The following is an 18,710-nucleotide window of genomic DNA, read 5'->3' on the forward strand; positions in this document are numbered from 1 at the left end:
CGCTTTCCCTCACGTAACCGGCGTTTTCCTGATCGTTGTCGTTCCCCCGACTGTGCCAGCACAGCTTTCCGCTGCCGCTGCCTGCTACTACGGCAAAAATTATTCGTTCTGCCGTGTCGCAGGCTAAGAAATAATTATATCCTGTGCCCGACGGGCACACCTACCTTTGCCGCCTTGCGGCGGCAAAGGCGCGATTTGATAATCGCCACTCGACCAGCGCACCAACCCCTACCCTCGCTGTTGTCAGCGGCAGCGGCGCAGGAGGTACAAGCAGTCCCCCGAACCGACAACGATACCCGCCGTACCAATTCCGCGAAGCCAGCACCGCCAAATTTGCACTTGCCTGCCCCGCGCCAAGGGGTCCTTAGACCGTAGGTCTAAGCGACTTTCTTTTCCACATTTCTTTCTTCGCAGAAAGAAATGTGGCCGCCGGAGACCGCCTCCCCGTCGGGGGGAAACCGACTCGCCGCCGGGGCGGCGAAACCCTCCCCGCGCCAAGGGATCCTTAAACCGTAGGTTTGAGTGGTTTTCTTTGGTAACTTTCTTTTTACAAAAAAAGAAAGTTACTCGTGCCGGAGCACGAAACTCCCCATCCCGCGCCCGCAGGCGTATGTCAAAGGCTTCCCGCAGGGAAGTCTTTGCGTGGTTTTACAGTTCGATCTCGCAGTCCGGCTCCACCTTCTTGCAGGCCTTCAGCACCGCCTTCATGGTGGCCTTCTGGTCTGCGCCCTCCGCAAATTCCACGATCATCTTCTGCGTCATAAAGTTCACCACGGCGGAGGCCACGCCCTCAGTCTTCTGGGCAGCTTCCTCCATCAGGTTGGCGCAGTTGGCGCAGTCAACTTCGATGCTGTATGTCTTTTTCATAGTGATGACTCCTTTCGCAGCACTTAAAGTATTAAGTACTTGTTTAATCGTTCTGGGCGTAGTATAATGTACCTGACCGCAAATGTCAACGGTCCGGCGGCACTCCCTGCCGCCCGGGCGAAAACCATTGCCTTTCGGGCGAAACGGAGGTCATCGTATGGAAAACCCGTCCCTGCCCCACTACCACGGCGAAGAGCCGGCCCACACGGAGGTCGTCCGCCAGATGCTGGAAAAAGAGGACACCTTTCAGGAACTTTCCGATATTTTCCGGCAGCTGGGCGACGCCAACCGCATCCGCATCTTCTGGCTGTTGTGCCACTGCGAGGAGTGCGTGGTGAACATCGCCGCCATGATGGATATGTCCAGCCCCGCCGTCTCCCACCACCTCCGCATCCTTCGGGACAGCGGCCTGCTGACCACCCGCCGCGACGGCAAGGAGGTCTACTACCACGCCGCCGACACCGCCCAGGCCCGGCTGCTGCACGAGCTCATCGAGCAGGTCATGGACGTGGCCTGTCCCCAGTGGCGCGCCGAGGCAGAGCAGGTCCGGCTGATCCGGGAGATCCACGACTACCTGCTGTCGCACATGGACCAGCGTATCACCATCGAGGACCTCTGCCATCTGTACCCCATCAACCCGACCACATTGAAAGAGGTGTTCAAGGATGTGTACGGCACCTCCATCGCCGCCCATCTGAAGGAGCACCGTCTGGAGAAGGCCGCCCGCCTCCTCCGTGAGACGGATGCCAGTATGGCGGAGGTAGCCCGCCGGGTAGGCTATGAAAGCCAGAGCAAATTCACCGCCGCCTTCAAGGACCAGTACGGCTGTCTGCCCACAATGTATCGGAAGATGTCATAAGCGTGAACTGAAAGTATCATATAGGTATAAAAAAGGCGCCCTTCGGCGCCTTTTTTGCGTACATAAAGGTATCCCTTTTTGCATGGGTTTGTTCACATTTCCCGGATATATCGTGTTCACATTTCCTGGGCCTGTAATTGGAGGCGATCGGCGATCATGGCGATGAATTCGGAGTTTGTGGGCTTGCCCTTCGCGGAGTTCACCGTATAGCCAAAGTATTTCTGCAGCGTTTCCAGGTCGCCGCGGTCCCACGCCACCTCGATCGCGTGGCGAATGGCGCGCTCCACCCGGCTGGGTGTCGTCCCGAACCGCTTTGCGATCTCCGGATACAGCACCTTCGTCACCGCGTTGATGACCTCCATATTCCGTACCGTCAGGATAATACCCTCCCGCAGGTACTGGTAGCCCTTGATGTGCGCCGGCACGCCGATCTCGTGGATGATGGCCGTGACCATCATCTCCAGCTGCTGCAGCGGCAGGTCGCAGCGCGGGCCTGCCGCGTGGCGGATATGCTCCAGCACTGAGGTGTCGTCCGCCGGCTTGGGCAGGAATGCATAGGCGCCGGCATCCCGGATGTCCCGGGCCGCCTCGGCGGTGCGGAATTCCGTCACCACAATGCACCGCGTCTCGGACTTGCCCTTCAGCCGCCGCAGGATGCCCGTGCCGTCCAGTCCGGGCAGCACCGTGTCCAGCACCAGCACGGCGGGGTGCTGTGCCTCCACCATCGCCAGCGCCTCACGGCCGTCGGTAGTGTCGCCGATCAGACAGATATCCCCCTGCTTCTTCAAGAAATCGCACAGCTCTGTCCGATACGCCTGGTCCGCATCCGCAACGCATACAGTGATCTTGTTCTCCATATTCACTTTCCCCTTTAACATAATTTTAACGGCACGCAATTCCCCATATACACACCACGAACCGCTCTGACGCTATCAAAAATACCACAAACAGACAGCAAATGCAAGGGCAATTTGTCGAAAACAAACATTTTCGTTCGACACCCAGCGACCGCATTCGACAAAAAGCGGTGCTTGGGAGACGATGTACCTTTTTGGAGCGATATTTCGCCATAATAATTTTGCATATACCAGCGATTGTGATCACTAATAGGCGTTTCGTGCATAATGCATCTATTTGTCGTTTCAAGCAAGAAAGCAACACCCTCTCGGGAGTTGCTTTTGGGAGCTTGCGGCCGGATTTCCCCTGCGAGGGGGGATAAACTTCGACTCCGGACAAGCTCAATAAAAAAAGCAACACCCTATCGGGAGTTGCTTTTTTGCCTTGTATTGACAGAAAAGATGCATCACCAAGGTTGTTGCCTCTTATAGTGTTCACCATCTCAAAACTTCTTGTTTATATGGTACCTCTACTTTATGTGATTGTCCATTCACATCTTTTATAATTCCTGTTCGATCACCATCTCCGAATCCCGGAAGTGGATACGAATGGTCTCCTCGTCCTCTACCGTGATTTTCTGGATGATCTGACGGACGAACTCATCGGCGAACTCCGTGTAGCCTGCGCTGCACTCCATGATGCTGTCCCACATCTGCTGATGGCGGGTGGCCTGTTCCTCCAAGCTGACTTCCATCTGCCGGGCGTCCAGAATCTGTGCTTTGAGGGATTCTTTCTCGTCTGTCAGCGCCTTCATTTTGGCATTCAGTTCGGCATCGCCCATGTTCTCCAGCAGCCGGTCCAGCAGATCGCTTTGCTCCCGACTCACCGTTTCCATGTGTTTCTTCAGTTCCAGCAGCTTTGCACCAGCCTGCGATAATGCCTGCTTGGCTTCCTCTGCCATCGCCAGTACATCAGGGCAGACCTCCTGCCGGATGGCGGCAAACTCGTTCATGGAGGCGAGGATCGCGCTGTGGAGCTTGCTCTCATCCAGTGTCGGTGAGTTGTGACAGTATTGCGTTCCGAACTCCAATCTGGACACGCAGCGCCATACGATCCGCTTTTTCCCGTTTCTTGCCCAGGTCACTCGTTTGTACGGGGAACCGCACTCACCGCATACCAGCAGTTCCGTCAGGGCGTATTTGCCGGAATATTTCCCAAGCTCTGTCTTGCCGCTCTTTTGCAGCACCTTGCGCTTGCTGGATCGGCGCGTCATCTCGTTCCGTACCTGATCGAACATCTCTCTGGAGATGATGGCAGGATGGTTGTTCTCCACATAGTACATGGCGCGCTCGCCCTGGTTTTTCTTCACCTTCTTGGAGATACAGTCCGTGACATAGGTCTTTTGCAGCAGGGCATCTCCGATATATTTTTCATTCGTCAGGATGTTGTGGATGATGGCGGACGACCAGAATTCTACCCCCTGTGCGGTCGGGACATTATCCTTGTCCAATTCTCGCTTGATCTGCCCCAGCGTACAGCCGTCCAGATACCGGTGATAAATCCGCTTGATGACCTCGGCTTCCTCCGGGACGATCTCCGGCTGTCCATCCGCACCCTTGCGGTATCCCAGCATCTTTTTGTATTGGAAGGTCACTTTTCCGGCTTCCGCACTTTTTGCTTTGCCCCAAGCGACATTCTTGCTCAGAGATTCGGATTCCGCCTGGGCGAAACCGCTGAACAGTGTGATCAGGAACTCGCTGGATTCCGTCAGCGTATTGATGTTCTCTTTTTCGAAGTACACGCCGATGCCGTTGGCTTTCAGCAGGCGCACTGTTTCCAAGCAGTCCACGGTGTTTCTGGCAAAGCGGGAGAGAGATTTTGTGATGATGAGGTCGATATGGCCTCGTTTACAGGCAGTGATCATCTTTTTGAACTCTGTTCATTTCTTGAGGCTGGTACCCGTGATGCCCTCGTCTGCATAGATCCCCGCCATTTCCCAATCCGGGCTATCCTGGATCTTCTGGGTATAGTAGCTCTTTTGAGCCTCATAGCTGTTGAGCTGCTCCTCACTGTCGGTGGAGACGCGGCAGTATGCCGCTACACGCATTTTGCCGTCTTGCGCTTTACGGAGGGTCTCCGGTGCCTTGGTTGCAGGGATCACCCGCACCCGGCGTTCCAAAGTTGTCGCCGTTGTTTCCATGTATCATTCGTCCTTTCCCTTCATTTCGTCATCCAAAAATGTAAGCCTTACCGCGCCGTCCGGTGTGATGGTGATATGAGAAACCGCCCGGTGAAAGCGGCGCCAGTTCACTTTCGTCAGGCGGTCAGAATTTTCGTATCCACAAATGGTGTCCGGGCAACAGTCGTATCGTGCGGCTGCCCCCTGTAAGATCAGCATCATGACTGCTTCTGGGGACTCCGGCTGTTCCAAGCCTCGATTGATGACATTGTTCAGTCGGATGACCTCAGCAGAGGGCGTATATCTCAACAGCATTCCCATCTATGATACGCATGAACATCTCGCGCCCTGCGAGGCGGCAAGAGAAAAGGAAACTGATATCTTGCGTGAATATCTAAGGCATTATATGGCTTCCAGTGTGATTTCGGCAGGTCTGTCCCAAAAAGATTTTCTTTATGTGCGTGATGCGTCGAAGCCACTCATGGAGCGCTGGAATATGGTGGAGCCGTACTGGGAATATAACAGACATACCGGGTATGGGCAGGCCGTTGATATCAGTGTGAAAAAACTCTACGGTTATAGTATCCTGCCTGTGCGAGTCATTCGTTTGTTATTGAGCATGGAGATGTATAAGACGACTTTCCATTCATGCGGGATATTTCCCTCTCCGAAAATAGCGGATGCGCCGCTCGGCCCTGCCGTCGTGCGCGAGCGCTTGAGCAAAATACTGGAGCTGGCAGTCTCTGAACACGTCTGCTTCCACAATCTGCGCCACACCTTTGCCACGACGTTGCTCGAATACGGTATGGATGTAAAAACGCTCTCAACCATTATCGATCACAATTCCGTGGCAACAACGCTGAACATTTACGCACACATCACCGACGATATGCGGGTAAAAACGGCGGTAGACTTTGACCACGGCATTGCAAAGAGGGAACAAATCATGCCTCCTGTTCGAAAACTTGCGTTGGAGAATATGACGACCTTTACCGCGGTGAAAGCAGGGGACCGGTTGCGTCAGTCAGCTCGGTGAACACCGCTGAGGAGGCAAATATTCCCCAAGAGGACCGGACGGCAAAAAGCGCAGTGGCAACGTCTACGCCCATACCCGCGAGGAATGCGAGGAAAAGCTGAAAGACCTCGTTCAGAAAATGAAAGCGGACCTTGCGGCAGAACGGGAGCGGGCAGGGCGGACATTCTGATCCTGACGGACAGAAGACGACCACAGAACACCGAATCCTGTGGCCCCAAATTTATAAAGAAAATTCAAACATACGAAAAATTGCGAAATGTAGAAAAGCGGTCGGAAGTTGCATGACTTCCAACCGCTTTTGTGTGCTTTTATACAGCACGCTCCTGTTTGTATTATTTGCAATCTGCCCAGCGCGGGTGATCATATACGTTCTTGTCCACCACGTATGGCCATTGTTCCCCGCGGCAAACCGCGAGGCATCCCTCCACGCACATGGTCGCCATCTGAATGACCGCTTCCCGCGTCTGGGCGGCGGCGTGCGGCGTGACCAGAAGATTGGGCGCCTGGAGCAGAGGGTCATCCACACGCAGAGGCTCGCTGCAAAAGACATCCAGCCCTGCGGCCGTAATTTGGCCGGACGTCAGGGCTTGCAGCAGATCCGCCTCGTTGACGATCCCACCGCGGCTGGTATTGATAAGGAGCGCAGTCTTTTTCATCAGGGCCAGCTCGGATGCGCAGATCAGATTTCGGGTGGCCTCCACCAGCGGCATATGCACGGAGACGATATCTGATGTGCGCAGAAGGTCTTCTTTGTTCTGGCAATATTCGACCCCCCACGACTGTATCTGTTCTTTTGAGAAGAAACTATCAAAGCCGATGACCTTCATGCCGATGCCCAGGCAGATCTTCGCGGTTTCGCGACCGATCGGACCAAGACCGATAATGCCGACAGTCTTGCCTTCCCATTGGAAGGCTTTATGTGCATCCCGTATGCTCCAGTGACCCTGCAGGGTCTCGTTATTTGCCTCGACAAGATTTTTGGACAGCGACAGCATCATGGCAACGGTATGCTCCGCAACGGATCGCCCGTTTGCGCCCGGAGTGACCACAACGGGAATGCCCAGCTTTGTTGCCTGCGTAACGTCTACAGAATCATACCCGATGCCGGGCCGCCCGATGACCTTCAGCTGTGGGCAGCAGGCCAGAGCGGCTGCATCACACTTTCCGATGCGGACGATCAGGGCATCCGCATCCTGCATCAGCTGGGGATAGTGATTGGGATCTCCGTCATCAGCGCTGATATAGTCAACGTGTGCCTGATCTAAAAGTGCCAATCCCTCGGCACAAAGGGACTGCGTCATTACAAATTTCATAGGTATTTCCGTCCTTCTTATGATACTTCCATAGAGAAAACGCGTGCCGGATTATGGACCAGCATCATCTCCAGCGCAGATGCGGAGATCCCCTGCTGAAGCAGCATGGGGGCGAAATCCGCAAACAGATAGGATAAGCCGTTGGCGATCCCTTCCGGTGCCATATAAGCCGCCAACGCTTCCTGCCGGCCGCCGTCCATACCCAGCAGAAGCTGCTGTTCATAACCGGCATCCACCAGCTGCTTTAGGATCTCCGCAAGCGCCTGATCAGAACGCAGGTGGGGCTTGTTTGCCTCTTCGATGCAGAGAACTGCGCCGCGGTCCAGTAGTTTTTTATAGTACACCAAGTTCGGATCGCGCTGGACGTGGCAAAGGACGGTCTTTTCCAAATCAGCACCTGCCGCAGCCAGTATATCCAGTATCTGTGGCCCCATCGTCCCATTTTCAGTATGAATAGAGATGGCACACCCCGTTTCCCGCTGCGTCATGGCCGCGATTCGGAGCGCTTTCTGCTCCAGGTGTGTGATCAGCCTATAACTTGTTCCTGCCTTGATCAGTCCGGCTTTGTAGGCGGTACGCTCCACGACAGGACCGTTATAGCTGTGCAGATCCATTCCGTCTGTGATCTCCAGGCACATCAGCGCGGCGATCTTTTTCTCATCCACCGTGGCCAGAAAAGATACTCTGGGATCATAGTTCTCCGCCTTGTGAAAGCCAGTGACCATGACCAGATTTCCCTGTCCGCGGTAAGCCTCCGCTATCTCTGCCATTTTTCCGACATTTCTGCCGCAGCCGATAGGGTCCATACAAACCATGGTCTTCCCACCGGATGCGAGAAATGCGCCGAACTCCCGCTTTGCTGCGGCAGTGTCGTCCATTAAAAACATAGGGTTGCGCACGACCTCTGGTCCGCCGCTGCGGATCAGATGGTCGTGCGAGTCCGTTTTTCCAATCTCAGATGCCGGAATATCTCCCAGAACCGTTCGAATGATTTTCATAACCGTTTGTATTCCTCAACTAAAAAACTTCTGCATGTTCGTTTCATCCGCTAACTCCCGCGGGAGTGTCAGCATCTCCGCGTTTGTGCCATACAAGCAGAGTGCCGTTCGCGAGGCTCGTTTCGCCGCAAATGTAGGCTTTTCCATGGTCAGCACCGAACCGCGCTGAAGCAGGGTCAGCTTCTCTGCCTGCACGAAAAGTGTACACTGTGCATCCTGCGAGGCTTGGCCCAGCGCTGTAGCTGTTATGCGGCGTACCGCAGGCGTAAAACACAGCAGGAACTGCCGACTCAAAAAGTAGCCCAGCAGGAAAAAGCCCGCTCCGAGATATATGTTGCCACCCAGGAGCAGGACCCCTAAGCCGTACAGCCCAATCAGCAGGCGGATCAGCGTACCGCCCCGCCAGGCGCGGACTGTTGTATAATAGAGCCGATGGCCAGTGACCTGACGCTCCAGCGTGGCGGCATCGTCCGGCCATGAAAAGACCTGCTGAATGGGAGCTTCCTTTTCCAGATCGTGGCGGAGCTTTTCTGCCAGCTCCGCCAACTCCTGTCGCTGGCAGTCCGCGGCAAACCGCAGCAGCAGATCATCCAGATGTGTCTCCTGCACTACCTGAATGGGAATGGCGTCGAAAATGACACCATCAGCCACCAGTGCAGCACAGCTTTTCAGCGGGATAATACTCTGTATGGCAGAGCCGGATACGCTTTTCGTCTGGGTCCCATAGCGGCAAAGCAGACTCGGTCCCGCCGTATACAGATGGTGCGGGCCCAGATAGCCATCGTCCAGCTGTTTCAGGTATCCGCCGACGGTTCGTTTTGCCTGCAACCGCGTGAAAAACATCCGAAAGGCCCCGCGACCCGCTGCTGCTGCAGCGGCAGCGAAGAGCAGGATGCGCAGCACAATAGAATAGTCCCGTTCCAGCAGCAGGAAAAGAATGGCAGCTATCAGGAACCCTACATTGAGCCCCCAGAACTTTAACTGCTGAGACGGTGTGCGGTTTTTCAACCGTATCTGCAATTCGATGAGGTCTTCGTAGATATCCGCCGTGACCGTATAACGGCAGTTGACCATAGCAGCCTCCTGTAAATCATCAGCCTTTGCGCGCCTTTTGCCTGCATCGAAGCATCTTGAACAGAGGCAGCAGCAAAAATGTCACTGCAACGATCATGAAAACGCAGGAGATCGGGCGTGTAAATACATCCAGGAACATTCCAGAGGATGCGATCATCGCAGAGCGGAAGTACTTCTCAATCATGGGGCCGAGAATAAAGCCGAGGATGATGGGCGTCATGTCCACGCCCAGTTGCTCCAACACATAGGCAACGACACCAAAGAGCATCATCATCCAGACATCAAACATCCGATTATTTAGGGCAAGTACGCCCATGACACAGAACATCAAGATCGCCGGGAACAGGAAGGAGAATTTCACATCGATGGCGCGGATAAACAGCTTCAGGAGGCCAAGCTCCATGATATACATGACAAAATTTGCCAATGCGTAGGCGACCATGATCGTACCTATGATGTCAGGATTCTGCGTAAACAGCAGCGGGCCGGCCTGAAGCCCATGTATCGTCAGGCCACCCAGCAGGGCGGAGGTCGTCAGATCGCCGGGAATGCCCATCGTTACCAGCGGGATTAATGCGCCGCCATTGACGGCGTTGTTGCTGGTTTCAGATGCGCAGATGCCCTCGGGAGAGCCGTGTCCAAAGCGCTCTGGGTGCTTGGACACCGATTTTGACTGATTGTAGGTGATCATCGTCGCAGCATTCTGGCCGATGCCGGGCAGGATGCCTATGCCGGTGCCGATGAGGCAGCCCAGTGCGATGGGCTTTGCACAACCCTTCATTTCCTTCAGGTGCGGCAGAAAGCTGGTCTTCTGCATACTGATGTGCATTCTCGGCTCTTTCAGATCCACAGATTGATGCAGGATCTCGCGGATCGCGAACAGACCCATCATCAGCGCTGTGGACTGGATGCCGCCCTGCAGCTGCCAGTTGCCAAAGTCGAGCCGGCTCACGCCGGAAACAGCGTCAATGCCGACACATCCCAACAGAAGTCCCAGCAGTGCGCCGATCAGGCCTTTGACCACGTCCTCACAAGACATGGTGATCACGACGGCCAAACCAAGAATGCAGACTGCGAAGTACTCCCAACTGCCGAACGCCAGCACGACCTTAGCCAACTGCGGTGCGATCAGGATCAGTGCCAGCGCAGAGGCGGTACCGCCAATGAGACTGGCAAACACGCCAATCGTCAGTGCCTCGCCAGGCCTTCCCGCTTTTGTCATGGGGTATCCGTCGTAGCAGGTGAAGATCGAGGACGGTGTGCCGGGTATGTTGATCAGCGTTGCTGTGATCAGGCCGCCGCTGATGCCGCCTACGTAGATGGCAATTAGAAGTGTCAGGCCTTGATGCGCGGTCATTGTGTAGGTGATGGGGATCATAAGCGCCACGCCTAGTGTTGCCGTAAGACCGGGGATACATCCGAAGATGATCCCCATCAACACGCCGAACAGCAGTACCACAAAGCACATGGGATCAGAGAGCATTGCACCGATCCCTGCTGTAATTACTTCCATATGCGTACTCCTCTTTGCATGATCATAGTCCAGTGCGGAGAGCCGTCATAACAACGGCTCTCCGCAGACGGGAATGTGTAGTGCCGATCAGTTCGCGTTCAGGATCTCCTGGAACACCGGAGCCAGCTCTTCGGCCCAGGCCTCGATCTTGGGCTGCATCTCACTGCCGCGGACAAAGTTGATCTCCCAACCGTAGCCCTCGACCAGTGTTGCAAATTCCTCGGTTTTGGTCACTTCCTCGATGGCGTCTGCCAGCAGATCCAACACCTCCTGGCTGGTGCCGGCGGGCGCATAGTAGCCGCGGGGCTTGGTGGTGGTGATGTCAATACCCAGTTCCTTGCTGCAGGGCGTATCGGGCAGCGCCTTGGCGCGATCCTCACCGAAGACGACCAGACCATAGAAATCGCCGGAAGCCACGTAGCTCTTCGTATCGGAAACGGACATGGTCAACAGCTGGATCTGGTTGCCCAGAAGTGCCGTATTGGCGGCGGAACCGCCATCAAAGGGGACGACGGTAATATCGTTCTCAATGCCAAGAGCCTTCATCAGGCGCAGCGTATCGGCATAGTTCACCGTGTTGACGCCAGTGGTACCCAGCTTTACCTCGCCCGGATGCTCTTTTGCATAGGCAGCCATCTCGTCCAGACTCGTCCAGCCGGTGGTCGTGTTGGTCATGACCACACCGTAGTCATTCACCACGCAGCAGATCAGCTCCATTTCCTTATAGAGTTCCTCGGTGGTGGAGCCGCTCAACGTGAAGCCCACCACGTCCATGGGGTTGTGCGCAAGGATAGTGTAGCCGTCCGGATCCGATTTCGCGGCCTGCAGGCAACCAGTATAGCCGCTGGCACCTTCTACGTTGACAGCCACCATGTTGACATTATTGGGCAAGGAGATGTACTTCATGATGGTGCGCGTAAGGACATCGGAGCCGCCGCCTGCGGCGTAGGGAACAATACAAGTGATGGGGCCGCTGGGATAATCAGCAGAGGTGTTATCGCTGGGGACGTTCTGGGCTCCGCAGGCAACCAGACTGAACGTCATCACTGCGGCAAGGAGCAGGCCAAAAAACTTTTTCATACTTTCCTCCTGTTTTCTTCTGATTTTTGTTTTACTATTTTGTTCGCAGACATCTGCGAGAGGGTACGATTACGGCAGGCGGACGCCTAGGAGCTTCGCAAAGACCAGCCACAGCACGGCCACCATGCATCCGGTGTAGACCACGTCAATGACGGCATACTTCGTCAACTCCTTTTTTGAGTAATCCTTCAGCTTCTTGTTATTTTCCTTGTACACATACAGGCCGTTAAGGAACAGAAGGATCACAGCGGTGCAGATGTAGAAACCTGCCACAGGCAGCAAAGCACAGTACAGTAGCAACGCGGCCACCGTCATGATGACGGTGCTGTTGATTGTAAAATGAAATCCTGATGTCTGCTGGGACTTCCTTCCCAGGTTCAGGGAGCGGATCAACAGCGCAAGTGAGGCTGCTGCCAGAAACAGCGCCAGCATCCGGATATACACATCCGGCCGCGTAAAATATCCACCCATCGAGACAGATGGGATGTTGGATGTAATGTTCGGGTAGAGCAGCAGAAACAGGCTCAGTGCCAGCATCAGCACAGCCAGGACGAAGTCGTTTGCATTTTTAATCAATTTTTTCATACATATACTCCCGCAGCCGGCCGATTACATCGCATCCCGGTATTTGTCCATGAGCGCGTCTATCTGTGCCATTTCGCTCTGCGTGATGGGTTCCGTGGGAAGAATGGACCGATAGCTCATGGGGCATACCTTGCTCATGGCATATTTGGTGGACGACGTCTGACTTTTTGCCATCGGATAAAGCGTGCAGACATCCGATAGCAACTCATTCCACTTCATGGTTTCCGCGATGTTACCAGCCTTGCCGAACTGATAGACCTTCAGGTGGACCTTCGGGAATACCGGCGCCAGCGACGGGACAAAGCCGTCTGCGCCCAGCAGCATGCTGGCTGCGGCAAGGTTTGTAGAGCCCTGGTGCAGGATGAAATCGGAGTCCTTGAAATGGCGGAGCAGCTTCTGGAATCCCGGGAAATTACCGGATGTATCCTTGCAGCCGATCACCCTACTGTCCAACTCCGCAATGCGGATGATGGTCTCCGGCGTGAGATTCAGTCCAGTGAACATGGGGATATTGTAGATCATCAGCTTGACCTTCGTATGGCGCAGGATCTCCTCGAAATGCCGGACTGTCTCGTCCTGTGTCGCGTGGCGTGCATAGAATACCGGCGTTACGACGGCCACGTCACCACCCATGTCCTCCAGCGCCTTGATATTGTCGATGACCCGCTGGGTACTGCTGTCCATCACACCGCTCATGACCGGGTAATCCGGTCCGGCCTCGTCCAGAACGATGCGGATCGCGCGGTTGCGCTCAGCCTGTGTCAAAGCCATGCACTCTCCGTTGGAGCCTGCAACGAACACACCATGAAGCCCCACATCTTTGCAGCGTCTTACGATTCCGCGCAGGGCAGCCTCATCTACCCGCTCAAATTTGTCAACGGGCGTTACGATGGGAGGTACAACTCCCACATAGCGATCTTTTGCCATATAGCCTCTCTTGCCCTCCTTATGATCTTACTCTTTTTTGATATATTCTACTGCGCGGCTCAATGCCTTGCAATCGCCAAACGCGCCGGACTTCGTTACGACCGGAAGCCCAGCCGCGTTGCCATCACCAAATATCCCGGCAGGCATTCCGGGCGTGACCTCGTCCCACAAACAGATACGATGCACGTTGAGCGCCTGACATATACTCAGTGCCGTGTCGCCGCCGACAAGGATCATAGCATCATAAAGGCGGTCATCCTGCGCCCTAACTACCGCTCCCAAGCTGCCTGCAAGATGAAGCGCCGCCTTTCGCTGCTCCGGTGTAGTCTCGCTTTCAGCAGCCTCTCCTTTAGATGCTGCGTGCAGCAGATAGTCGAAGGTGAGCACCACGCCCGGACCGTCACCGTGCAGCGCCGCAGCGGTCGCCCTGCAGGCATTGCTTATCTCCTCAGCCTTGTCTTCCGCGCGGTTCAGCGCAGCAACGCGGAGGGGAACGATCTGAAAGCCTTTCTGACTGAGCTGCCTGATTTGAGCAGCTGTCTCCATTTTCATGGATCCTGTTACAACGAAGATCTTTCCTACGCCGTTCCACGGCGCACTTTTGGGCGCGTCATCCTGCGGGACAGGCAGTTCCCGTGCAAGCCCAGCAGAGCCGCAGTACAGGATACCCGGGATATCCCGGCAAACATCCGCAATGCGCCGGAGCGTTTCCTGATCTTCTGCATCGAAGAGGGCCACCTCCGTCTGCGGCGAAAACAGCATATCTCTTACCGTCGCCGTGTCCTGAAGCATTTCCTTTGCGATAGGCCGAACCGGAAAGCGGGATTCCCTGTGCCACCGCTGTAGTAGATCCTGAGATGAGCCGTCCGGCAAATGCAGGACTCCCTCCCTGACAATGCGGCCTTCCTGAGGAAAGCTGGGTGTCACGATCGCTTTCCTGCAGCCAGATGCTTCCAGCGCTGCATCGATCTCCTGCACCGGATTCCCACGCATCATGGAATCGATTTTTTTATACAGGATATCCTGCGGAGACAGTGACAGCCTGTGGACCGCCCGCAGTGTTTTTTCATACGCTTCTGAGCCGGACAGCTCTCTTGAGCTGTTGTTGATGGAGACTGCCCCTGCACAAGAATCGCCGCGCAGCTCACAGTCATCCGCACTTACGATCACACTGGTTTGAATCCCATATTTGCGGAACTGGATCCCGGTGTCCATCGCACCGGTAAGATCATCAGCCAATACTATGTACATGCTGTGTCCTCTCATTGTTTTACCGTCGAACGATAGGCGGCAAAGCGGATCGCATAGTCAATGGCATTCACCAGACTCAATTCATTTGCGTAGCCCTGTCCGGCGTGGCCAAAGCCTGTTCCGTGATCCACCGAGGTACGGATGATCGGAAGGCCCAGTGTGACGTTCACACCGGCCACCGCATCCCATTTACCAGCCTCCCTGTTATACACAAAGCCTTTTACCTTCAGTGGGATGTGGCCCTGATCATGGTACATGCAGACAACGATATCGTACCACCCACCGATCGCCTTACTGAACACCGTGTCTGCTGGCGTGGGTTTTCCGTCTGGAATGCAGATGCCCTCGGCCAGCGCCGCATTGATCGCCGGTTGGATCTCATCTATTTCCTCCCGGCCGAACAGGCCATCCTCACCACAATGGGGATTCAGACCCGCAACAGCGACTTTGGGGGACTGGATTCCCAAGGATCTGCACCCATCGTTGGCGATGCGGATGCAATCCAGCACGCGGTCTTTCTTCACCCTGTCGCAAGCCTCCCGCAACGAGACGTGCGTGGAAACGTGCACCACCCGCAGATTTTCGTGGGCCAGCATCATGGTGTACTTTTCAGTGCCTGTAAAATGGGCGTAAATCTCCGTATGCCCGCTGAAATGATGCCCCGCCATGTTGATAGCCTCTTTGCTCAGCGCATTGGTGACAGTGGCATCCACCTGACCTTCCATGGCCAGCTCAATGACCTTTTTTACATACTGAAAAGCCGCTTCGCCACCCAGCGGGCAGGCGATTCCGAACTTTCTGTCAGAAATGTCGGTCACAATGCCTAAGTCATATACATCGATGCTGCCGAAAGTAAAGAGTGCTTCGTCTACTGAATGAACAAGGTGCACCGCGAGCGTCCCCTTTTTCACAACACCAATCCGTTCTGCCGTTTCCAGCGCGTACTGCATGCAGGCGGCATCACCGATGACGATGGGGCGGCACTTCCGATATAGCTCTGGATCGGATAGGGCCTTTATCGTGATTTCAGGGCCATTTCCGCAGGGATCGCCCATGGTAACTCCAATAATGGGTCGTTTTGTCATTTTTCATCCTCCGGCAGAACAGAGAGGTATATGTTCCGGATCTCCTCTATCGTCAATTCTTTTCTGTTATTATCCAGGAGACGCCGCTGCTGGCCACCGGCCTCCACTAAAAAGTCCAGGTCACTGCCTTTGACGCCGTACTGTTTCAAATTTGTCGGGATGTCCGTGTCGCGGATGACCTGCTCAATAGCATGGAGCAGATACAGTGATCGCTGTTCTATGGTTCCCGTGCGCTGTTCAGGAAATACAGTGTCACAGAGCTGTGCCATTTCCTGTGCACAGGCACTGCGGTTCACCTTCATGACAGGGCTAAACAGAATGGCATTGGAAATGCCGTGGGCAATATGAAACTTTCCGCCCAGCGGATAGGACAACGCGTGAACGGCCGTTGTCCCGCTGGCGGTAATGGCGATCCCGCCATAATAGGCTGCCAGCAGCATGGCTTTCTTGGCATCCATGTCCTCCGGATCGCGGTAAGCTTTCACGATGTTGTGGAAAATCAGGCGCGCGCCTTCCCTTGCATAGAGGTCACTGAGAGGAGTGGCCTTCAAAGATGTGTAGCACTCCACAGCATGGGCCAGCGCATCCACTCCTGTAGCAGCTACGATAGCAGGCGGCAGATGGCGGATCATTTCAGGGTCCAGAATAGCATAATCAGGGATCATTTCGTCATTGACGATTCCTTTTTTTACGCTTTCCTCTGGAATGGCAACGATCGCGTTGCAGGTGGCCTCCGAGCCGGTCCCGCAGGTGGTCGGCAGAAACACTGTTTTGATCTGCTTATGGGCCAACGCGGGATCACGCAGAAGGTCCTTTATGGAATACGGAGCATTTTTCAATACGGAGCAGAGCTTTGCTGTGTCCATTACGCTGCCACCGCCGACGGCGACGATCATGTCACATTGCAGGTCTTCAATGGTCTGGACTACGTCCTCAACATCCAGATAGCTGGGCTCCCGCTTAATATCCGTGTACAGGTGATACGCAGCACCGTTCAACTGCTCCAGTACGCGGGTGCATAAGCCTGTATCATAAACGCCGCGGTCTGTCAAAACAATGACTTTTTTGGCATTTTCTTTTTCTAAAATACCACTGATTTTTTCTGTGGCATTTATGCCCAGATATGTGCATCCAGGGGTCTTTACGCTGCATATTGCTTTTGACATAACGATGCTCCTACTTTTAATTTGACATTCGTTGTTCCGAAGTTATAATAATGATTGCATGTATTGTTGCGTTTTACAAGGCGATTTCCCCTACCGCGCGTTTATATGTGAAACGAAATGTAAATAATCTGCAAAGCCAAACTTTTGATGTTTCAAAACAGAACAATTGGAGGCGCCTATGTGTCGAATACTTGCCATCGCTCCCTATGAAAGTATGCGGAATCTGATTGTCAATCTGTGTGCAGACCGCCCCGAGATTCAGCTGACAGCTTTGGTCGGTGACTTGGAGGAGGGCGCCAAGCTGGTGCAGACGATCCCTTCGGAGGATTACGATATTATCATCTCACGAGGTGGCACAGCCGAGATCATCCGCACTGTGACAAGTATTCCGGTCATTGATATTTCTCTGTCCAGCTATGATGTGCTCAGTACGATCCGCCTGGTGGAAAATTATCCGGGCAAGTCTGCCATTGTTGCGTATCCCAGCATCAGCAAGATGGCGCGGCTGATTTGCGGCGTGTTGCAATCTGACATTCCGGTGTATACGTTAGACTCCGCACAGCACCTGCACGGTTTGATACAGTCCTTGAATGCGCAGGGCTTTTCATTGATCATCGGCGATGCAGTTACCACCGCATACGCCCAGCGCTGCTCGCTGGATGCTGTGCTGATCACCTCGGGCATCGAAAGCCTGGAGTCTACGCTGAATGAGGCACTTTACATCTATGAGCTGTTGTCTGTGCAGGGTGCCAAAGAGGGACTGCTCCGAAAAATCACGCAGGGCGGAAATACATACTATGCGATTCTCGACAGCAAAGGCAATTCTTGCTGGGAAAACGCTGCTTTAAAAGAAAAGCATAAGCTGCGGCAGTTTTTCAAAAACTTCATCACAACGGTATCTGCCTTGGAAAATCGAGACTTCTCCCGAAAAATAGGAGGCGAACAGTATGCGATCTCCTACGAATACAGCTATATCCACAATGAAAAATACTATCTGTTTACGGCGCAGCCGCTGCAAACAGATGGCGGCGAATCGCAGATCCTTACCGTCTATACCGCGAATGATATTTCCCCACACTACTTTACCAACTATGCAAACTCCTTTCTGCGCAGCGAAATTGAGCAATACGCTCTTGTCAACATCCCCATCCTCATTATCGGAGAGAGTGGTACGTCGAAAAACAAAGTCGCCAACGCTCTATACAGCAACAGTCCCTATAAGGAATGGCCGCTTTATGTGGTAAACTGCGCCAGGGCCACACCAAAATTCTGGCAGTCCTTCACCAACCAGCCAAATTCTGTCCTGTTTTCCCAGCGGATGACCATCTTCTTCCAGAACGCCGAGTGTTTGAGCGAAAGCCAATGCAGCGCACTCCTGCGGCATATACGCACGAATTCCGGAAATAAATATCTTTTTTCTGTCGTAACGGACGGAAAAACAGCGGATGATATTCCTATCTGCCGATATGCCACCCAGGAGGAGTTCGTCTATCTGTGCCTTCCTCCGCTGCGGGACCGCATTCACGAGATCCCGGCATTAGCGACCCTGTATACCAGCGAATTCAATACACAGCTGACTAAGCAGGTTATCGGTTTTTTGCCGGAAGCGTTGGATGTACTGATGGGTTACTCCTGGCCAGGGAATCTGAATCAGTTCAGGCGCATCGTAAAAGAACTTATCCTGCAGACTGCAGGACCGTATATAACGGCGGATATGGTGCGGAATCTGCTGCGGCAGGAGGGCGCAGGAACATTTTCTGCATCTCCAGCAGAGAGCATCAATATCGACCAGCCGCTGGATGATATTATTTACGACGTGGTCTGCCGACAGCTTGCGCAGAGCAAGCAGAATCAAACAAAAGTCGCTGAAAAACTGGGAATCAGCCGGACTACACTCTGGCGGATCTTGCAGAGGAAGCGGAAGGACTCATAGGTGACCT

General features: G+C 54.2%; 17 protein-coding genes and 1 pseudogene. 3 read left to right on the forward strand and 15 right to left on the reverse strand.

The window, feature by feature from the left end:
- Window positions 1-648: 648 nt before the first annotated feature.
- Window positions 649-867, reverse strand: a complete 219-nt coding sequence (locus ACOMDU_RS12855) for a cation transporter (RefSeq protein WP_022135180.1) — start codon at window positions 865-867, stop codon at window positions 649-651.
- Window positions 868-1,024: 157 nt separating this feature from the next.
- On the opposite strand from ACOMDU_RS12855, the gene ACOMDU_RS12860 reads away from it, so the two are divergent.
- Window positions 1,025-1,726, forward strand: a complete 702-nt coding sequence (locus ACOMDU_RS12860) for a metalloregulator ArsR/SmtB family transcription factor (RefSeq protein ID WP_421130574.1) — start codon at window positions 1,025-1,027, stop codon at window positions 1,724-1,726.
- Window positions 1,727-1,842: 116 nt separating this feature from the next.
- Here the strand turns inward: ACOMDU_RS12860 and spo0A are convergent, their stop codons facing one another.
- The 4 genes and pseudogenes from spo0A to ACOMDU_RS12880 form a co-directional block, all read right to left on the reverse strand.
- Window positions 1,843-2,583, reverse strand: coding sequence for a sporulation transcription factor Spo0A (spo0A, locus tag ACOMDU_RS12865; RefSeq protein ID WP_421130575.1), 741 nt, complete (start codon window positions 2,581-2,583; stop codon window positions 1,843-1,845).
- Window positions 2,584-3,122: 539 nt separating this feature from the next.
- Window positions 3,123-4,196, reverse strand: coding sequence for a recombinase family protein (locus ACOMDU_RS12870; protein WP_421130602.1), 1,074 nt, complete (start codon window positions 4,194-4,196; stop codon window positions 3,123-3,125).
- A gap of 33 nt (window positions 4,197-4,229) precedes the next feature.
- Window positions 4,230-4,763, reverse strand: a pseudogene (locus tag ACOMDU_RS12875) (recombinase family protein); the annotation flags it as partial.
- A 3-nt stretch (window positions 4,764-4,766) separates the two neighbouring features.
- Window positions 4,767-5,063, reverse strand: a complete 297-nt coding sequence (locus ACOMDU_RS12880; protein WP_421130576.1) for a hypothetical protein — start codon at window positions 5,061-5,063, stop codon at window positions 4,767-4,769.
- Window positions 5,064-5,124: 61 nt separating this feature from the next.
- Between ACOMDU_RS12880 and ACOMDU_RS12885 the strand changes: the two genes are divergently transcribed.
- On the forward strand, window positions 5,125-5,778 hold the full coding sequence (locus tag ACOMDU_RS12885) for a tyrosine-type recombinase/integrase (RefSeq protein ID WP_421130577.1): 654 nt from the start codon (window positions 5,125-5,127) through the stop codon (window positions 5,776-5,778).
- 332 nt (window positions 5,779-6,110) lie between these two features.
- Here the strand turns inward: ACOMDU_RS12885 and ACOMDU_RS12890 are convergent, their stop codons facing one another.
- The 10 genes from ACOMDU_RS12890 to ACOMDU_RS12935 all read right to left on the reverse strand — a co-directional run bounded on the left by ACOMDU_RS12890 (window position 6,111) and on the right by ACOMDU_RS12935 (window position 16,770).
- The gene (locus tag ACOMDU_RS12890; RefSeq protein ID WP_421130578.1) at window positions 6,111-7,091 is read right to left on the reverse strand and encodes a hydroxyacid dehydrogenase; all 981 of its coding nucleotides are present in this window, start codon (window positions 7,089-7,091) and stop codon (window positions 6,111-6,113) included.
- A gap of 17 nt (window positions 7,092-7,108) precedes the next feature.
- Window positions 7,109-8,089 carry a phosphotriesterase family protein gene (locus ACOMDU_RS12895; RefSeq protein ID WP_421130579.1) on the reverse strand — a complete coding sequence of 327 codons (981 nt, stop codon included), beginning with the start codon at window positions 8,087-8,089 and terminating at the stop codon, window positions 7,109-7,111.
- Between the two features lie 15 nt (window positions 8,090-8,104).
- Window positions 8,105-9,163, reverse strand: coding sequence for a hypothetical protein (locus ACOMDU_RS12900; RefSeq protein ID WP_421130580.1), 1,059 nt, complete (start codon window positions 9,161-9,163; stop codon window positions 8,105-8,107).
- Window positions 9,164-9,182: 19 nt separating this feature from the next.
- Window positions 9,183-10,676, reverse strand: a complete 1,494-nt coding sequence (locus tag ACOMDU_RS12905; RefSeq protein ID WP_421130581.1) for a tripartite tricarboxylate transporter permease — start codon at window positions 10,674-10,676, stop codon at window positions 9,183-9,185.
- 87 nt (window positions 10,677-10,763) lie between these two features.
- Window positions 10,764-11,756 carry a Bug family tripartite tricarboxylate transporter substrate binding protein gene (locus ACOMDU_RS12910; RefSeq protein WP_421130582.1) on the reverse strand — a complete coding sequence of 331 codons (993 nt, stop codon included), beginning with the start codon at window positions 11,754-11,756 and terminating at the stop codon, window positions 10,764-10,766.
- A gap of 69 nt (window positions 11,757-11,825) precedes the next feature.
- Window positions 11,826-12,341 carry a tripartite tricarboxylate transporter TctB family protein gene (locus ACOMDU_RS12915; protein ID WP_421130583.1) on the reverse strand — a complete coding sequence of 172 codons (516 nt, stop codon included), beginning with the start codon at window positions 12,339-12,341 and terminating at the stop codon, window positions 11,826-11,828.
- 24 nt (window positions 12,342-12,365) lie between these two features.
- The gene (locus ACOMDU_RS12920; RefSeq protein WP_421130584.1) at window positions 12,366-13,268 is read right to left on the reverse strand and encodes a dihydrodipicolinate synthase family protein; all 903 of its coding nucleotides are present in this window, start codon (window positions 13,266-13,268) and stop codon (window positions 12,366-12,368) included.
- Between the two features lie 27 nt (window positions 13,269-13,295).
- Window positions 13,296-14,519: a four-carbon acid sugar kinase family protein gene (locus ACOMDU_RS12925; RefSeq protein ID WP_421130585.1), complete on the reverse strand. Its 1,224-nt coding sequence runs from the start codon at window positions 14,517-14,519 to the stop codon at window positions 13,296-13,298.
- Between the two features lie 11 nt (window positions 14,520-14,530).
- Complete coding sequence (pdxA, locus tag ACOMDU_RS12930) at window positions 14,531-15,604, reverse strand: 4-hydroxythreonine-4-phosphate dehydrogenase PdxA (protein WP_421130586.1); 1,074 nt, start codon at window positions 15,602-15,604, stop codon at window positions 14,531-14,533.
- Window positions 15,601-16,770 carry an iron-containing alcohol dehydrogenase gene (locus ACOMDU_RS12935; RefSeq protein ID WP_421130587.1) on the reverse strand — a complete coding sequence of 390 codons (1,170 nt, stop codon included), beginning with the start codon at window positions 16,768-16,770 and terminating at the stop codon, window positions 15,601-15,603. The genes pdxA and ACOMDU_RS12935 overlap by 4 nt, the downstream gene beginning before the upstream one ends.
- A gap of 178 nt (window positions 16,771-16,948) precedes the next feature.
- On the opposite strand from ACOMDU_RS12935, the gene ACOMDU_RS12940 reads away from it, so the two are divergent.
- The gene (locus ACOMDU_RS12940; protein ID WP_421130588.1) at window positions 16,949-18,703 is read left to right on the forward strand and encodes a sigma-54-dependent transcriptional regulator; all 1,755 of its coding nucleotides are present in this window, start codon (window positions 16,949-16,951) and stop codon (window positions 18,701-18,703) included.
- Window positions 18,704-18,710 lie beyond the last annotated feature (7 nt).

Origin of the sequence: Vescimonas sanitatis (assembly GCF_049060325.1) — a bacterium.
Classification (GTDB): domain Bacteria; phylum Bacillota; class Clostridia; order Oscillospirales; family Oscillospiraceae; genus Vescimonas; species Vescimonas sanitatis.

What these genes read in the sequence shown, in the direction of transcription:
- ACOMDU_RS12925 (WP_421130585.1), bottom strand. Translation starts at nt 14,519, where the DNA reads ATGTACATAGTATTGGCTGATGATCTTACCGGTGCGATGGACACCGGG.
- ACOMDU_RS12895 (WP_421130579.1), bottom strand. Translation starts at nt 8,089, where the DNA reads ATGAAAATCATTCGAACGGTTCTGGGAGATATTCCGGCATCTGAGATT.
- ACOMDU_RS12880 (WP_421130576.1), bottom strand. Translation starts at nt 5,063, where the DNA reads ATGGGAATGCTGTTGAGATATACGCCCTCTGCTGAGGTCATCCGACTG.
- ACOMDU_RS12860 (WP_421130574.1), top strand. Translation starts at nt 1,025, where the DNA reads ATGGAAAACCCGTCCCTGCCCCACTACCACGGCGAAGAGCCGGCCCAC.
- ACOMDU_RS12870 (WP_421130602.1), bottom strand. Translation starts at nt 4,196, where the DNA reads ATGCTGGGATACCGCAAGGGTGCGGATGGACAGCCGGAGATCGTCCCG.
- ACOMDU_RS12940 (WP_421130588.1), top strand. Translation starts at nt 16,949, where the DNA reads ATGTGTCGAATACTTGCCATCGCTCCCTATGAAAGTATGCGGAATCTG.
- ACOMDU_RS12920 (WP_421130584.1), bottom strand. Translation starts at nt 13,268, where the DNA reads ATGGCAAAAGATCGCTATGTGGGAGTTGTACCTCCCATCGTAACGCCC.
- spo0A (WP_421130575.1), bottom strand. Translation starts at nt 2,583, where the DNA reads ATGGAGAACAAGATCACTGTATGCGTTGCGGATGCGGACCAGGCGTAT.
- pdxA (WP_421130586.1), bottom strand. Translation starts at nt 15,604, where the DNA reads ATGACAAAACGACCCATTATTGGAGTTACCATGGGCGATCCCTGCGGA.
- ACOMDU_RS12905 (WP_421130581.1), bottom strand. Translation starts at nt 10,676, where the DNA reads ATGGAAGTAATTACAGCAGGGATCGGTGCAATGCTCTCTGATCCCATG.
- ACOMDU_RS12910 (WP_421130582.1), bottom strand. Translation starts at nt 11,756, where the DNA reads ATGAAAAAGTTTTTTGGCCTGCTCCTTGCCGCAGTGATGACGTTCAGT.
- ACOMDU_RS12890 (WP_421130578.1), bottom strand. Translation starts at nt 7,091, where the DNA reads ATGAAATTTGTAATGACGCAGTCCCTTTGTGCCGAGGGATTGGCACTT.
- ACOMDU_RS12915 (WP_421130583.1), bottom strand. Translation starts at nt 12,341, where the DNA reads ATGAAAAAATTGATTAAAAATGCAAACGACTTCGTCCTGGCTGTGCTG.
- ACOMDU_RS12935 (WP_421130587.1), bottom strand. Translation starts at nt 16,770, where the DNA reads ATGTCAAAAGCAATATGCAGCGTAAAGACCCCTGGATGCACATATCTG.
- ACOMDU_RS12900 (WP_421130580.1), bottom strand. Translation starts at nt 9,163, where the DNA reads ATGGTCAACTGCCGTTATACGGTCACGGCGGATATCTACGAAGACCTC.
- ACOMDU_RS12855 (WP_022135180.1), bottom strand. Translation starts at nt 867, where the DNA reads ATGAAAAAGACATACAGCATCGAAGTTGACTGCGCCAACTGCGCCAAC.